Annotated in this window: 13 protein-coding genes and 2 pseudogenes; 2 read left to right on the top strand and 13 right to left on the bottom strand. The window is 67.6% G+C overall.

Annotated features, from left to right (window positions below; genetic code table 11):
• Positions 1-23: 23 nt before the first annotated feature.
• From BN971_RS12330 to BN971_RS12300, 6 genes and pseudogenes are all read right to left on the bottom strand, one after another.
• Complete coding sequence (locus BN971_RS12330) at positions 24-329, bottom strand: hypothetical protein (protein WP_085182732.1); 306 nt, start codon at positions 327-329, stop codon at positions 24-26.
• A gap of 165 nt (positions 330-494) precedes the next feature.
• Positions 495-1,643 (bottom strand): annotated as a pseudogene (locus BN971_RS12325) (PPE family protein); the annotation flags it as partial.
• A gap of 814 nt (positions 1,644-2,457) precedes the next feature.
• Positions 2,458-2,968: pseudogene (locus BN971_RS12315) on the bottom strand (PPE family protein); the annotation flags it as partial.
• A 115-nt stretch (positions 2,969-3,083) separates the two neighbouring features.
• Positions 3,084-4,139, bottom strand: coding sequence for a 4-hydroxy-2-oxovalerate aldolase (gene dmpG, locus BN971_RS12310; RefSeq protein ID WP_085182735.1), 1,056 nt, complete (start codon positions 4,137-4,139; stop codon positions 3,084-3,086).
• On the bottom strand, positions 4,136-5,056 hold the full coding sequence (locus BN971_RS12305) for an acetaldehyde dehydrogenase (acetylating) (RefSeq protein ID WP_085182736.1): 921 nt from the start codon (positions 5,054-5,056) through the stop codon (positions 4,136-4,138). The genes dmpG and BN971_RS12305 overlap by 4 nt, the downstream gene beginning before the upstream one ends.
• 41 nt (positions 5,057-5,097) lie before the next feature.
• On the bottom strand, positions 5,098-5,883 hold the full coding sequence (locus BN971_RS12300) for a 2-keto-4-pentenoate hydratase (RefSeq protein ID WP_085182737.1): 786 nt from the start codon (positions 5,881-5,883) through the stop codon (positions 5,098-5,100).
• Between the two features lie 72 nt (positions 5,884-5,955).
• On the opposite strand from BN971_RS12300, the gene kstD reads away from it, so the two are divergent.
• The gene (kstD, locus tag BN971_RS12295; RefSeq protein WP_085182858.1) at positions 5,956-7,638 is read left to right on the top strand and encodes a 3-oxosteroid 1-dehydrogenase; all 1,683 of its coding nucleotides are present in this window, start codon (positions 5,956-5,958) and stop codon (positions 7,636-7,638) included.
• Position 7,639: 1 nt separating this feature from the next.
• Complete coding sequence (locus BN971_RS12290; protein ID WP_085182738.1) at positions 7,640-8,500, top strand: MaoC/PaaZ C-terminal domain-containing protein; 861 nt, start codon at positions 7,640-7,642, stop codon at positions 8,498-8,500.
• A gap of 83 nt (positions 8,501-8,583) precedes the next feature.
• Here BN971_RS12290 and BN971_RS12285 read toward each other — a convergent pair whose 3' ends face one another.
• The 7 genes from BN971_RS12285 to BN971_RS12255 all read right to left on the bottom strand — a co-directional run bounded on the left by BN971_RS12285 (position 8,584) and on the right by BN971_RS12255 (position 15,481).
• Complete coding sequence (locus tag BN971_RS12285) at positions 8,584-9,423, bottom strand: type IV toxin-antitoxin system AbiEi family antitoxin (protein ID WP_085182859.1); 840 nt, start codon at positions 9,421-9,423, stop codon at positions 8,584-8,586.
• 119 nt (positions 9,424-9,542) lie between these two features.
• Complete coding sequence (locus BN971_RS12280; RefSeq protein ID WP_085182739.1) at positions 9,543-10,712, bottom strand: lipid-transfer protein; 1,170 nt, start codon at positions 10,710-10,712, stop codon at positions 9,543-9,545.
• Positions 10,713-11,114, bottom strand: coding sequence for a MaoC family dehydratase (locus BN971_RS12275; RefSeq protein ID WP_085182740.1), 402 nt, complete (start codon positions 11,112-11,114; stop codon positions 10,713-10,715).
• The gene (locus BN971_RS12270; protein WP_085182741.1) at positions 11,111-12,055 is read right to left on the bottom strand and encodes a bifunctional MaoC family dehydratase N-terminal/OB-fold nucleic acid binding domain-containing protein; all 945 of its coding nucleotides are present in this window, start codon (positions 12,053-12,055) and stop codon (positions 11,111-11,113) included. Before BN971_RS12270 ends, BN971_RS12275 begins: the two co-directional genes overlap by 4 nt.
• Positions 12,052-13,215, bottom strand: a complete 1,164-nt coding sequence (fadE29, locus tag BN971_RS12265) for an acyl-CoA dehydrogenase FadE29 (protein WP_085182742.1) — start codon at positions 13,213-13,215, stop codon at positions 12,052-12,054. The genes BN971_RS12270 and fadE29 overlap by 4 nt, the downstream gene beginning before the upstream one ends.
• Positions 13,200-14,228 (bottom strand): acyl-CoA dehydrogenase family protein, encoded by a 1,029-nt coding sequence (locus BN971_RS12260; RefSeq protein ID WP_085182743.1) that lies wholly within the window; start codon positions 14,226-14,228, stop codon positions 13,200-13,202. Before BN971_RS12260 ends, fadE29 begins: the two co-directional genes overlap by 16 nt.
• Entirely contained in the window at positions 14,228-15,481 is a 1,254-nt protein-coding gene (locus BN971_RS12255) for a cytochrome P450 (protein WP_085182744.1), read from the bottom strand. The genes BN971_RS12260 and BN971_RS12255 overlap by 1 nt, the downstream gene beginning before the upstream one ends.
• Positions 15,482-15,649: the final 168 nt, after the last annotated feature.

Below are 15,649 nucleotides of genomic sequence, written 5' to 3'. Positions count from 1 at the left end.
CGTCCGGTAACGAGGCCCGCTCGCTACGGCACGCATTGCTGGGAGAGGTCGATCAGGTGCTGGCGCACGTCGGGATGGCGGTTCAGGTAGTCGATGACGTTGCCGTTACCGCCCTCCGCCTCCGATTTGGCCTCCAGCTGCCGGTGGAGGTCGGGATGTTGCAACAGGTACGCGTTGATCGATTGACCCACGGTCTGGTTCTGGTCACATTGAGGAGCCGCGTTCGCCACCGGCACAGCGATGACGCCCGCGACTGCTGCGCTCAGCAGGCTTCCGCCGATCAAGCCGCATACCCCGCGGCGGATGGCGGTCTTCGGTGTCACGGTCATGCAAACGAGGTTACCCGCGTTGGCGGGCGGGCCAACCTCTGCGCGGTGGCCGGACAATCGCTAGAGCTGGCTCAACAAGTTGGCGATGCCGAACACGCCCGAGATGGCCTGGCCGGTGTTCGCCAAACCGGAAACCTGACCGGCGAGCCCGGGGATCGAGGTGCCCACAGCTCCGGTGTTGAAGAAGCCCGACATCTCGCCGTTGAGTGAGCCCCCGCCCGCCGAGTCGAAGATGCCCACGTTTCCGCTGCCGGAGTTGAAGAAGCCGATGTTGTTGGTGCCCGCGTTGCCGAAGCCGATGTTGCCGCTGCCGGAGTTCAGCCCGCCGACGCTGAACTGACCGGTCGTGGCATTGTAATACGTGTTCCCTACGCCGATCTCATTGCTGCCGGTGAGGCCGAAGCCGATGTTGTTCACGCCGCGATTTCCGCCACCGATGTTCCCGCTGCCGACGTTTCCGCCGCCGAGGTTGCCGTTTCCGGTGTTACCGAAGCCGGAGTTGTTATTGCCGGTGTTGCCCACTCCCACGTTGCCGTAGCCGGGCTTCGGGTTGAGCGGCGAGGCGCTGACGCCGCTGTTTCCGAACCCGATGTTGCCGCTGCCGATGTTTCCGCCGCCGATGTTGCCAGAGCCGGTGTTTCCGTTGCCGGTGTTGTTGTTGCCGACGTTCCCGCCGCCGAAGTTCCCGCTGCCGGTGTTGCCGTTGCCGACGTTCTGGCCGCCCGTGTTGCCGTTGCCGATGTTGCCGGTGCCGCCCTTGTTGCCGATGCCGATGTTGGGCAGCCCGGCCAGCAGATCCTGCAGCGCCTGCGCCGGCGCCAATTGCGCGGCCGCCGCCGACGCCCCGGCATGATAGGCCGACATCGCGGCCACGTCCTGGGCCCACATCTCCTCGTAGTCGGACTCCAGCTGCGCGATCGCCGGGGCGTTGAACCCGAACCAGTTCGACAGCACCATCTGCACCAGCGAATTGCGGTTGAGCTCCACAAAGAGCGGCTGGATGGTGGCCGCCTGCGCCGCCTCGAACGCACTGACCACCGCCCGGGCCTGCCCGGCCGCGCCGGCGGCCTGCGCCGCGGCCTGGCTGAGCCACTCGGTGTAGGGCGTGGCCGCCGCCGTCATCGCCTGCGCGGCCGGCCCCTGCCAGGCCTGACCCGCCAGCCCCGAGGTCACCGATCCGAACGACGACGCGGCCGACCCCAGCTCCGAGGCCAGACCCTCCCAGGCGTTCGCCGCCTCCAGCAGCGGGGCAGACCCCGCCCCGGAAAACATCAGCAGAGAATTGATCTCCGGCGGCAACGTCATGAAGCTCATCGGAACGTCCTCTCGTGGTCGGAATCAGCGACAGAGAGAACGCTATGTCAAACGAAAACAGATATTTGCATTTCAGCTAACTCGCGGCGGTTGAGCCGCGATAGCCGCCGCGCATCCAAAAAATTACTGGGCTCGTCGTTGCGGCTCGGGCGATTCGGGCTTCGCATGCCTCGGCATTGGTGCCTCCATCGCGACACGCTCGCCCGGCTCCCGGCTTTCGGTCGCGGCCGCCGTCGGCTCCTCCGCCGAGGTCGCCGCCGCAGGTGCTGCCGAAGCGGACGTCGCGCCCAACGGGGTCGCGGCAGCGGGTGCCTCCTCGGTCACGGTTTCCTCGACCCCGGCAGGTTCTGCCACCGGTTCGGCAACCGGTGTCTCGGCTTCGGCGGCTATCGGGGCATCGAAAGCCGTCGGGGTGCCTCCGGACGCCGTCGAGCGCATGGCCGCCGAGGACGCCATCATCGCGCCCATCCCGACCGAGCCCACCAGCCCCGCACCGCCGATTCCGGGGTTGACCGCACCCACGCTCCCGCCACCGAGGCTGCCGGCCGTACTGGCGGCGCTGACGTCGCCGGTGCTCGCGCCGGCAACCGCGTTGCTGTCCACGTACCCGCCGGCGCCGTAGCCGCCGCCCCCGCCGCAACGCCCGCACCGCCGCCGTAGTCGCCGGCCGGGACGGCGCCCTGGTCAGCGCCGGCGGCGACGCCGCCCGCGCTCCCACCCGACATGGGTCCGGCTACCGCCGCGTTCGAGGAACCCGCCGAGGCCCCGGTGGGGATCGCCGGCATCCCCGGCATGCTCGGCAGCGACGGCAGTCCGGCCTGTCCCGACAGAAGCTGGCCGGCCGCCGCGGACGCCCCGCCGTGATAGCCGACCATCGCCGAGACGTCCTGGGCCCACATCTCCATGTAGTTGAACTCGGTCTCCGCGATCGCCGGCCAGTTCTGGCCGAACAGGTTGGTCATGACCAACTGCACCAGGCCGTTGCGGTTCAGGTCCACCTGTAGGGGGTGCACCGTGGCCGCCAGGGCGGCCTCGAAGGCACTGGCCACCGCAGCGGCCTGCGACGCCGCGGCGGACGCTTGCGACGCCGCCGCACTCAACCAGCTCGCATACGGAGCGGCCGCCGCGGCCATCGCGGAAGCCGCGGCACCCTGCCACGCCTGGCCGGTCAACCCCGAGGTCACCGACATGAACGATTCGGCCGCCGACGACAACTCAGAGGCGAGGCCATTCCACGCCGCAGACGCCTGCAGCATCGGCGCTGAACCCGCACCGGAGTACATCAACAGCGAATTGATTTCCGGCGGTAACGTAAAGAAGCTCATAGATCACCCTCGCGTCCCATCCCCGACTACGAACGTAAGCCAACCGGGCTGGAGATTCACCGCTTTCAGCCAAACTCAAATGATATGACTTCGCAACCCCGAGTGCCGCCGGGACCTAGCCACCGACGGCCGCGCCGCTTTCCTGCTCACGCTTGATTTCCAGTGCGATGTCGATGAGTTGGTCTTCCTGGCCGCCGATCAGCTTGCGCTGTCCGGCCCGGTGCAGCAGCTGGTGGGCCGGGACGCCGTAGCGCTCGGACTGGCGGACGGCGTGCTTGAGGAAGCTCGAGTAGACGCCGGAGTAGCCCATGATGAGGGCGTTGCGATCGAGGACGCATTCGGCCGGCATGGCCGGGCGCACGACGTCCTCGGCGGCGTCGGCGATGTCGAAGAAGTCGATGCCGGTCTTGACGCCGATCTTGTCGAAAACTCCGATGAGCGCCTCGACGGGCGCGTTGCCCGCGCCGGCGCCGAACCGGCGGCAGGAGCCGTCGATCTGTTTGGCGCCCGCGCGCACGGCCTCGACCGAGTTCGCCACCCCGAGGCCGAGGTTTTCGTGGCCGTGAAAGCCGACCTGGGCGTCGTCGCCGAGTTCGGCGACCAGCGCCGCCACCCGGTCGCGCACCCCCTCGAGCACCAGGGCCCCGGCCGAATCGACCACGTAGACGCACTGGCATCCCGCGTCGGCCATGATCCGGGCCTGCTGGGCCAGCTTTTCGGGGGCGATCGTGTGGGCCATCATCAGGAACCCGACGGTCTCCAGCCCCAGTTCGCGGGCCAGCCCGAAATGCTGGATCGACACGTCGGCCTCGGTGCAGTGCGTGGCGATGCGGCAGATGGACCCGCCGTTGTTCTGGGCCTCCTTGATGTCCTCCTTGGTGCCCACCCCGGGCAGCATCAGGAAGGCGATCTTGGCTTCTTTTGCGGTTTCGGCGGCGAGCTTGATCAGTTCCTGCTCGGGCGTTTTGGAGAACCCGTAGTTGAAACTCGAACCGCCCAGCCCGTCTCCGTGGGTCACCTCGATGACCGGCACCCCGGCGGTGTCCAGGGCGGCGACGATCGCCCCGACCTCCTCCTTGGTGAACTGGTGGCGCTTGTGGTGCGAGCCGTCACGCAGAGACGTGTCGGTCATCCGCACGTCCCAGATCGGGTTGAAGAAGATGTCACTCATGCCTGCGCTCCCGGCGCCGATGCGGATAGGGACTCCTTGGCGATCTCCTCGCCGACCTTGGTGGCCGCCGCGGTCATGATGTCGAGGTTGCCCGCGTACGGCGGCAGGTAGTCGCCGGCGCCTTCGACCTCGACGAAGGTGGTGACCAGGGCCTGGCCGCCGGAATTGATCGACGGCTCGTCGAACTGCGGCTCGTTGAGCAACCGGTAGCCGGGCACGTACGTCTGCACCTCGGCCACCACGTCGTGAATGGACTTGGCGATCGCGTCCCGGTCGGCGTCCTCGGGGATGGCGCAGAAGATGGTGTCGCGCATGATCATTGGCGGGTCGGCCGGGTTCAGAATGATGATCGCCTTGCCGCGCGTGGCCCCGCCGATCGTCGCGACGCCCCTGCTGGTGGTCTTGGTGAACTCGTCGATGTTCGCCCGGGTGCCCGGCCCCGCCGACACCGACGCCACCGAGGCGACGATCTCGGCGTACGGCACCTCCACCACCCGGCTCACCGCGTACACGATCGGGATCGTCGCCTGCCCGCCGCAGGTGATCATGTTGACGTTCGGCGCGTCCAGGTGCTCGCGCAGGTTGGCGGGCGGGATCACCGCCGGGCCGACCGCGGCCGGCGTCAGGTCGATGGCGCGGATCCCCGCGGCCTCATACTTCGGCGCCGCATCCCGGTGCACATAGGCGCTCGTCGCCTCGAAAACCAGGTCCGGTTTCTCGGCCTGGGCGAGCAGCCAGTCGACGCCCTCGTGCGTCGTCTCGAGGCCCAGCTTGCGCGCGCGGGCCAAACCCTCGCTCTCCGGGTCGATGCCGACCATCCAGCGCGGTTCCAGCCATTCCGATCGCAGCAGTTTGTAGAGCAGGTCGGTGCTGATATTGCCCGACCCGACAATGGCCACACTCGCCTTGGACGGCATGATGCTCCTTGTATTTGGACTAATTCAAAACTAATCCGACACTATTCAAAGGACAACCGCACGGAACCGAGTCCTTTGAAGTCGGCGACGAATTCGTCGCCGGGGTGTGCATCTATCGCTCGTGTGCACGACCCGGGTAACACGATGTCGCCCTTCTTCAGCCGAACCCCGAAGCTTTCCACCTTGCGCGCCAGCCACGCGACGGCGGTGACCGGATTGCCCAGCACCGCGTCGCTACGGCCCTCCGCGACGATCTCGCCGTTGCGGGTCAGCACCGCGTCGACGGCCTTGACGTCGACGTCGCGCGGCGACACCCGGGCCTTGCCCAGCACGAAACCCGCCGACGAGGCGTTGTCCGCGATCGTGTCGCACAGCGCGATCTTCCAGTCGGTGATCCTGGTGTCGATCAGCTCGATGGAGGGCACCAGCGCTTCGGTGGCCGCGAGCACGTCGTCCTCGGTGCAGCTCGCTCCGGGCAGGTCCTCGGAGAGGATGAACCCGACCTCCACCTCGACCCGCGGATACAGGAAGCGGCCGGCCCTGACCGGGGTGTCCTCGAACACCTCCATCTCGTCGAGCAGATGTCCGTAGTCCGGCTCGTCGACCCCCATCATCTGCTGCATCGCCAGCGAGGACAGGCCCACCTTGTGCCCGACGACGCGGGCCCCCTCGGCGACGCGCTGACGGATGTTGATCAGCTGGATCTCGTAGGCGTCGATGACGTCGATGTCCGGGTGGCCGGCGGTCAGCGGGGCGATCGGCTCACGGCTGCGTTCGGCTTGCGCCAGGTCGGCTGCGAGCTCGTCGCGGGTCGCAACACTGAGCATTTACCGAAGTCCCCTCGTTCTCGTGACCGGGCCGGTAGCGCCCAACCCGGGCAATTCTATAACGTGTTCTACATGACACCGCAGGAGTACGACGTCGTCGTGGTCGGCAGCGGCGGGGCCGGCATGGTAGCTGCCCTCACCGCCGCCCACCGGGGTCTGTCGACAATAGTCATCGAGAAGGCCGCCCACTATGGCGGCTCCACCGCGCGGTCCGGGGGCGGCGTCTGGATCCCGAACAACGAGGTGCTCAAACGCGACGGGGTGAAGGACAACCCGGAGGCCGCGCGCACGTATCTGCACGGCATCGTCGGTGACATCGTCGAACCCGAGCGCATCGACACCTACCTGGACCGCGGCCCCGAGATGCTGTCGTTCGTCCTCAAGCACACGCCGCTGAAGATGTGCTGGGTGCCGCGCTACTCCGACTACTACCCCGAGGCGCCGGGCGGGCGCGCCGACGGCCGGTCGATCGAGCCCAAGCCGTTCAATGCCCGCAAGCTCGGTGCCGACGAGGCCGGGCTGGAGCCCGCCTACGGCAAGGTTCCGCTCAATGTGGTTGTCATGCAGCAGGATTACGTGCGGCTGAACCAGCTCAAGCGACACCCGCGCGGCGTGCTGCGCAGCCTGAAGGTCGGCGCGCGCACCATGTGGGCCAAATCCACCGGCAAAAACCTGGTCGGCATGGGGCGGGCGCTCATCGGGCCGCTACGGATCGGCCTGCAGCGGGCCGGCGTCCCGGTGGTGCTCAACACCGCCCTGACCGACCTCTTCGTCGAGGACGGCAAGGTCAGCGGGGTATATGTGCGCGACACCACCGGATCGGAATCGGCTGAGCCGCAATTGATCCGGGCCCGACGGGGCGTGATCCTCGCCTCGGGCGGATTCGAGCACAACGAACAGATGCGGGTGAAGTACCAGCGGGCGCCCATCACCACGGAGTGGACCGTCGGCGCCAAGGCCAACACCGGGGACGGCATCCTCGCGGGTGAGAAGCTGGGGGCGGCGCTGGAGTTGATGGAGGACGCCTGGTGGGGCCCGACGGTGCCCCTGGTGGGCGCGCCGTGGTTCGCGCTGTCGGAGCGCAATTCGCCCGGATCGATCATCGTCAACATGTCCGGCAAGCGGTTCATGAACGAGTCGATGCCCTACGTCGAGGCCTGTCACCACATGTACGGCGGCGAGTTCGGCCAGGGGCCGGGACCGGGCGAGAACATCCCCGCCTGGCTGGTGTTCGACCAGCAGTACCGCGATCGCTACATCTTCGCCGGACTGCAACCGGGACAACGGATCCCGCGCAAGTGGCTGGACTCCGGCGTCATCGTGCAGGCGGACACCCTCGAGGAGCTGGCCGGGAAGGCCGGCCTCCCCCCGAGCGAACTCGTCGCCACGGTCAAGCGGTTCAACGGGTTCGCGCGCTCGGGCGTCGACGAGGACTACCACCGCGGCGAAAGCGCCTACGATCGCTACTACGGCGACCCGACCAACAAGCCGAATCCCAATCTCGGCGAGCTCACCCACCCGCCGTACTACGCCGCCAAGATGGTGCCCGGCGATCTCGGCACCAAGGGCGGCATCCGCACGGACGTGCACGGCCGGGCGTTGCGCGACGACGGGAGCATCATCGAAGGGCTCTACGCCGCGGGCAATGTCAGCGCGCCGGTGATGGGGCACACCTACCCCGGACCGGGCGGCACGATCGGTCCGGCGATGACGTTCGGGTACCTGGCCGCCCTGCACATCGCGGGAGGCAACTGACATGCCGATCGATGTCGATGTCGCGTTGGCCGCCGAGCTCGATCCGATTGAATTCTCCTGGACCAGTAGCGATATCCAGCTGTATCACCTGGGGCTGGGCGCCGGCGCCGACCCGTTGGACCCGCGCGAGCTGCGGTACCTGGTCGATGACACCCCGCAGGTGCTGCCGACCTTCGGCAACGTCGCCGCCACCTTCCACGCCACCAAGCCGCCGACCGTGCGGTTTCCGGGCATCGACATCGAGCTGGCCAAGGTCCTGCACGCCAGCGAGCGGGTCGAGGTGCCCGCACCACTGCCCCCGTCGGGCTCGGCGAAGGCCGTCACCCGGTTCACCGACATCTGGGACAAGGGCAAGGCCGCGGTGATCTGGAGCGAGACGACGGTGACGGCGCCCGACGGTGCGCTGCTGTGGACGCAGCGCCGGTCGATCTTCGCCCGCGGCGAGGGCGGCTTCGGCGGCGATCGGGGGCCGTCGAGTTCCGACGCCGCGCCCGAGCGCGCACCCGATCTCGAGGTGTCGATGCCGATCCTGCCGCAGCAGGCGCTGCTCTACCGGCTGTGTGGCGATCGCAACCCGCTGCATTCCGATCCCGAATTCGCCCGGGCCGCAGGCTTTCCCGCTCCCATCCTGCATGGCCTGTGCACGTATGGCATGACCTGCAAGGCCATCACCGACGCGTTGCTGGACGGCGACGCCGCGGCGGTCGCCGCCTACGGTGCGCGGTTCGCCGGCGTCGCGTACCCCGGCGAGACGCTGCAGGTCAACATCTGGAAAGAGGACGGCCGCTTCCTGGCCGGCGTCGTCGCGCCTTCGCGCGACGACGCGGTGGTGCTGAGCGGCGTGGAGCTGATCCCCGCCTAGTTGCGTGCCGGGTGCCATCGCCCCTCCCCACCTGGCCGAGCGTGAAGCTAGCTTCACGTTGGGCGACGAACGTGAAACCAGCTTCACACTCGTCGGGCCAGGGCCGCCCTCACACGCCTCACAATCTCGGCCGGCCGGTCTCCTGCCACCACCCGGACGACGATCCAGCCGAGTTGCTCGAGCATCTCCAGTCGCCGGACGTCCCTGGTGTACTGCCAACGGTCATTGCGGTGCTGCTCGCCGTCGTACTCCACGGCGACTTTGACGTCTTGCCAACCCATGTCGAGATAGGCGATCACGTCGCCATACCGGTTTGCGACCGGAATCTGAGTCTGCGGCCGCGGCAAACCCGCCTGAATCAGCACAACCCGCAGCCACGACTCCTTCGGAGACTGGGAGCCGGCGTCCAACAGGGTCACGGCCTGGCGAGCTTGGGCGATCCCCCGCCGTCCGGGATACCTCTGAGCCACCAGTTCGATGTCGGGCCCCTTGACGTCGGTCGCCCGCGCCAGCGCATCTATCGCGGCCACCGCCGTCATCGTCGGGTACCAGCAGCAGAGGTCAAGCGCCGTCCTCGCCGGCGCGGTGACTGGAACCCCCTCGACCACATCGATCTCGTCCGGTTCAAGGCGGTCTCCCCGGGTCCTGATCCCCGGCAGGCGGTGCCGATTGTCGTGGATCAGGTCGACGGCACGCATGTCGTCCACCCATTTGCTGCCGTGCAGTGCCGCCGCGGAGAACCCGGCAACGACGCCTTGCCGCCTCGCCCAGAGCCATCCGGCTTTCGCGCGCAGCGCCGGAGTTATCTCAACATGCGGATCCACGTAGACGTCCCTGAACAATCGCGTATAGCGAGTGCACAGCTGACCCTTCGTCAGCTTCCCTTCGGCCACTACCTCGCTGCCAATAAACGGCTCACGCATGGACGGCAGCGTCGCATGCAGGCGTGCGAGCGTCACTTCAGCTGTCGAACGTGAAGCTAGCTTCACGTTCGACGTCAAGCGTGAAGCTAGCTTCACGCTCGCGACCAAAGCAACAGACGCTAGCCCAGGATCAGGCCCGACGTCGGGACGCCCGTTCCGGCGGTGACCAGCACGTGCTCGACGTCGGGCACGGGGTTCACGGAGGTGCCCCGCAGCTGCCGCACACCTTCGGCGATGCCGTTCATGCCGTGGATGTAGGCCTCACCGAGCTGACCGCCGTGCGTGTTGATCGGAAGCCGCCCGCCCACCTCGATCGCGCCGTCGGCGATGAAATCCTTCGCCTCGCCGCGGCCGCAAAAACCCAACTCCTCCAACTGAATCAGGGTGAACGGCGTGAAGTGGTCGTACAGGATGGCCGTCTGAATGTCGGACGGCTGCAGGCCGGACTGCTGCCACAGCTGCCGGCCCACCACGCCCATCTCGGGCAAACCGAGTTCGGGCCGGTAGTAGCTGACCATGGTGTATTGGTCGGGGCTCGAGCCCTGCGCCGCCGCCTCGATGACCGCCGGCCGGTGCTTGAGGTCCCGCGCGCGCTCGGCCGACGTCACGACGATCGCGACCGCCCCGTCGGTCTCCTGACAGCAGTCCAGCAGCCGCAGCGGCTCGGCGATCCACCGCGAATTCTGATGATCCTCAATGGTTATCGGCTTCTCGTAGAAGTACGCCTTGGGGTTCTTCGCGGCGTGCTTGCGGTCGGCCACCGAAATCACGCCGAAGTCGCGACTCGTCGCTCCCGAGAGGTGCATGTAGCGCTGCGCGATCATCGCGACCTGCGCCGCCGGCGTCGACAGCCCGTGCGGATAGGAGAACGAATTGTCCGCCGCCGTCGAATCCGCCTCCACGGCAGCGTCTCCCACCAACCGGGTCTGTACCTGGCCGAACCGCATGCCGGAGCGCTCGTTGAACGCCCGGTACGCCACCACCACGTCGGCCACGCCGGTCGCCACCGCCACGGCCGCCTGCTGGACCGTCGCGCAGGCGGCGCCGCCGCCGTAGTGGATCTTGGAGAAGAACTTCAGGTCCCCGATGCCGACCGCCCGCGCGACCGCAGTCTCGGTGTTGCTGTCCATGGTGAAGGTGGTCAGCCCGTCCACGTCGGCAGGGCTCAAGCCGGCGTCGTCCAGCGCGTCCAACACCGCCTCGGCCGCCAACCGCAGCTCGCTGCGCCCGGAGTTCTTCGAGAAGTCGGTCGCGCCGATGCCGACGATCGCCGCCTTACCGGACAACATCTACGAGTCTCCCATTGTCAGAGTCACCGTGGCGATGACGTGGTCGCCAAGGCTGTTGCGCCCAAACACCTTGACGGTGATCAGGCCGTCGTCGACGGCGGTCACCTCGCCGGTGAACGTCACGGTGTCGTAGGCGTACCAGGGCACACCCAACCGCAGCCCGATCGACTTGACTAGGGCCGACGGCCCCGCCCAGTCGGTGACGTAGCGCTCAACCAGGCCGGTGTCGGTCAGGATGTTGACGAAGATGTCCTTGGAGCCCTTGGCCTGCGCCTTGTCGCGGTCATGGTGCACGTCCTGGAAATCCCGCGTGGCGATGGCCGTGGAGATGATGAACGTGGGATCACCGTAAAGCGTGAGCTCGGGCAGCGTCGTGCCCACTTCGACGGCCGGCGCGCTCATGCCACCGGCACCCAGGCGTAGAGCGTCCACTCCGGCCCGGAGGCGCCGGCCGGGAAGTCGATATACGTTGCGCGCACGGGCATTCCGATCTCCACCTCCGCCGGGTCGGCGTCGCGCAGCTCGCCCAGCATCCGCACGCCCTCGTCGAGTTCGACCAGGGCGATCACGAAGGGCAGTGTGCGGCCGGGAACTTTGGGCGCGTGGTGCACCACGTAACTGAACACCGTCCCTTTGCCGCTGGACACCACGTAGTCGATCGGTGCGCCCTTGTCCTGCCACACCGCCGGCACCGGCGGGTGCTGCAGGCTGCCGTCGGGCCGGCGCTGGATCCGCAGCTCGTGCGCCTTGACGCCCTCCCAGAAGAACGCGGTATCCCGTGACGACGAGGGCCGCATCATGGCGTCGGGGTCCAAGTCCTCGGGCACCGCCGGAGCCGACGTGCCGGGCTTGAACTTCAAGATGCGCCAGTTCATTTCGGCGACGTCCTCGTCGCCGACGCGCCAGATGATGTGCTGGTTGACGAAGAAGCCCTCGCCGAGCGCGGTCCGCTTGGGCCCGATCACGTCCCCCATCTCGGAGGTGACGCTGACGTGCTCGCCGGGCTGCAGGTAGCGGTGGTAGGTCTGCTCGCAGTTGGTGGCGACGACGCCGACGTAGCCGGCGTCGTCGAACAGCTGCATGATGGGGCCCAGGGGGTCGTCCTTGGGACGTTCCCCGCCCAGCCCGAACATCGTCCACACCTGAATCATGGCCGGCGGGGCCACGATTCCGGGATGGCCGGCCGCGCGGGCGGCGGCCTCGTCGACGTAGATGGGGTTGCGGTCGCCGAGTGCCTCGACCCAGTTGTTGATCGTCGGCTGGTTCACCGGATCCCGCGCCGCCCGCGGCTTGGCTCCACCGGCGGCCTTGATCTCCGCGATGGCGTCGGCGATTTCGGTCATCGAGGCACCCTCGGCACTTTCAGCCCCGCCGCCGCGATCATCTCCCGCATGACTTCGTTCACACCCCCGCCGAAGGTGATCACCAGGTTGCGCTTGGTCTGCGAGTCCAGCCAGTTGATCAGCTCGGCGGTCTCGGGGTCGGCGGCGTTGCCGTACTTGAAGACGATCTCCTCCGCGAGCCGGCCGATGTACTGGATGCGTTCTGTGCCAAAGACTTTGGTGGAGGCGGCATCGGCCACGTTGATGTCCTCGCCGGAGGCCGCGACCTGCCAGTTCAGCAGCTCGTTGATGCGCCACATCGCGTAAATCTCACCCAGCGCCCGCTTGACGTCGGCGTGGTCGATCGGGGTGACGCCGTCGGCGCCCGGCTTGGACGCCCAGGCGTGCACGCGGTCGTAGATGCCGGCGACCCGCCCCGCCGGGCCGAGCATGACGCGCTCGTTGTTGAGCTGGGTGGTGATCAGGCGCCATCCGCCATTCTCCTCACCCACCAGCATGTCGGCGGGCACCCGCACGTCGTTGTAGTAGGTGGCGTTCGTGTGGTGGGCCCCGTCGGACAGGATGACCGGCGTCCACGAGTAGCCGGGGTCCTTCGTGTCGACGATGAGGATCGAAATGCCCTTGTGCTTGACGGCGTCCGGGTCGGTGCGGCAGGCCAGCCAGACATAGTCGGCGTCGTGCCCGCCGGTGGTCCACATCTTCTGGCCGTTGACGATGTACTCGTCGCCCTGGCGCACCGCGCTGGTGCGCAGCGATGCCAGGTCGGTGCCCGCCTCGGGTTCGCTGTAGCCGATCGCGAAGTGGACCTCCCCGGCCAGGATCGCCGGCAGGAACTTCTTCTTCTGCATCTCGGTGCCGAAGACCTGCAGGGTGGGGCCCACCGTTTGCAGGGTCACGGCGGGCAGTGGCACGTCGGCCCGATGCGCCTCGTTGACGAAGATCTGCTGCTCGATCGGGCCGAAGCCGCGCCCACCGAACTCCTTGGGCCAGCCGACCCCGAGCATGCCGTCCTTGCCCATCCGCCGGATCACCGCGCGGTAGGCGCCGCCGTGCCGGTCCTTCTCCATCTCCTTCATCTCGTCGGAGGAGACGAGGTTCGAAAAGTATTGCCGTATCTCGGCCTGCAGCTGGCGCTGCTCGGGCGTCAGGTCGATGAACATTGTGCTCCCACCAGTTCGAGGCGATGAGATGGCCCGCCCACCAGCCGGGTCAGGTCTTTGATTGTGGAGTAATACCGGTGCATCGGGTAGGTGATGTCCATTCCCATGCCGCCATGTAGATGGTGGCACGTCTGCATCGCGGGCGGCGCCTCGGATGCGATCCAGTAGGCCAGGATGTCGAGATCGGCGTCCGCATCCCGGCCTTCGGACAGCCGCCACACCGCCGCCTTGGCCGCCAGGTCGATCGTGCGGGAGGCGATATAGACCTCGGACAGCTGCGCCGCGACGGTCTGGAAGGTCGACAAGGGCTTGCCGAACTGCTTCCGGTTGGCCACGTAGTCGGCGGTGAGCCGGAGCGCCCCGGCGACCAGCCCGTCGGCGTACGCACCGATGACCGCCAGCGCCAGCTGGTTGATGCGGTGCGCCCCGATATCCCCAGCACCCGCCAGCACGTCGGCGTCGTCGACCGCCACGTCGGCGAAGGTGACGGTGTACTCGTCCGAGCCGTTCGACGTCGGCGTGTGGGCCAACCGCACCCCGTCCGCCTTGGGGGACACCACGACGACGGCGCTGTCGGCGGTCACCAGCATCCAATCCGCTTGTCCCGCATACGCGACGCCGACCTTGGTGCCCGAGAGGCGTCCGCCCGTCAGGGTGGTCGCCGGCCGGTCCGGCAGGGCGGTGCCGGGCTCGTTGAGCGCCGCGGTCAGCACGCCGCCCTTGGCGACACCCGCAAGGTAGCGGTCCTGCTGCGCCTCGGACGCCACGTCGAGCAACGGCACCACGCCCAGCCCCAGCGTGGCCAGCGCCGGCGTGATCGCGCCGTGCCGGCCGATCTCGGTCAGCACGGTCGCGACCTCCGGCAGGCCCAGGCCGTCGCCGCCGAGACGTTCGGGCACCGGCAGCGCCGTCACTCCGCCGTCGACCAGGGCCGGCCACGACGGATCGCGGTCGAGAACCGAGGTGGCCACGTCGGCCACGGCCTGCTGGGTGGCGGTGAGCTCGAAATCCATCAGTGCTTCACCGGGCACTTTCCGGTGTAGTCGACCTCCCAGCGCTTGATGCCATTGAGCCAGCCCGACCGCAGCCGCTCGGGCGCCGACAGCGGCTTGAGGTCCGGCATGTGGTCGGCAACGGCGTTGAAGATCAGGTTGATCGTCATCCGCGCGAGGTTCGCACCGATGCAGTAGTGCTCCCCGGTCCCGCCAAATCCGACGTGCGGGTTGGGGTCACGCATGATGTTGAAGGTGAACGGGTCCTCGAAGACCTCTTCGTCGAAGTTGGCCGAGCGGTAGAACATCAACACCCGCTGGCCCTTCTTGATCTGCACTCCGGACAACTCGTAGTCCTGCAGCGCGGTGCGCTGGAAGGAGGTGACCGGGGTCGCCCACCGGACGATCTCGTCGGCGGCGGACTCGGGGCGCTCCTTCTTGTAGAGCTCCCACTGGTCCGGGAAGTCGGCGAACGCCATCATGCCCTGGGTGATGGAATTGCGGGTGGTCTCGTTTCCGGCCACGGCGAGCATCATCACGAAGAAGCCGAACTCGTCGTCGGAGAGCTTCTCGCCGTCGATGTCGGCGTTGATCAGGGTCGTGACGATGTCGTCGCCCGGATGCTCGGACTTCAGCGCGGCCATCTGCATCGCGTACGTCAGCACCTCCACCGACGACGACTTGGCATCGATGTCGGCGTACTCGGGATCGTCGCTGCCGGTCATCTCGTTGGACCAGCGGAAGAGCTTGTCGCGGTCCTCCTGCGGCACGCCGAGCAGGCCGGCGATCGCCTGCAGGGGCAGCTCGCAGGCCACCTGCTCGACGAAGTCACCGGAACCGTTGGCCGCGGCGGCCTTCGCGATGTTCTGGGCGCGTTCGTTGAGTTCGTCGCGCAGTCGTCCGATCGCGCGCGGGGTGAACCCGCGGGAGATGATCCTGCGCAACCGGGTGTGGTGGGGCGGGTCCATGTTCAGCATCACGTACCGCTGAAGGTCGATGTCCTCGCGCGCGATGTCGTCGTTGAAGCGCGGGATGACGCAGTTCTCGTAGCTGGAGAACACGTCGTTGCGGCGCGAGATTTCCTTGACGTCCTTGTGCTTGGTGATGGCCCAGTAGCCGCCGTCGTGGAAGCCGCCGCCCTTGCCCGGCGCCTGGGCGTTCCACCAGATCGGCGCTTTCGCCCGCAACTCGGCGAACTCTTCGATCGGAAGCCGCTCCGCGTAGATGTCGGGGTCCGTGAAATCGAAACCGGGCGGGAGATTGGGGGTGGGCACGGTGCTTCTCCTCACTGCTCGTGCATATGCTCGTCTTGCGACTGGCCGTGTCACTGGCGGTCCCAGAACACTAGCTCTCCTAGTGGAGCCTTGTTGCCAGTAAAACATGCCTCCACCGTAGAAAAAAGGCGGCCGGGCATCCTCGCTTGTCATAGTAATGAAACGTGT

Origin of the sequence: Mycobacterium bohemicum DSM 44277 (assembly GCF_001053185.1) — a bacterium.
Taxonomy (GTDB): domain Bacteria; phylum Actinomycetota; class Actinomycetes; order Mycobacteriales; family Mycobacteriaceae; genus Mycobacterium; species Mycobacterium bohemicum.
This window is presented reverse-complemented; position numbering and strand designations above follow the sequence as displayed.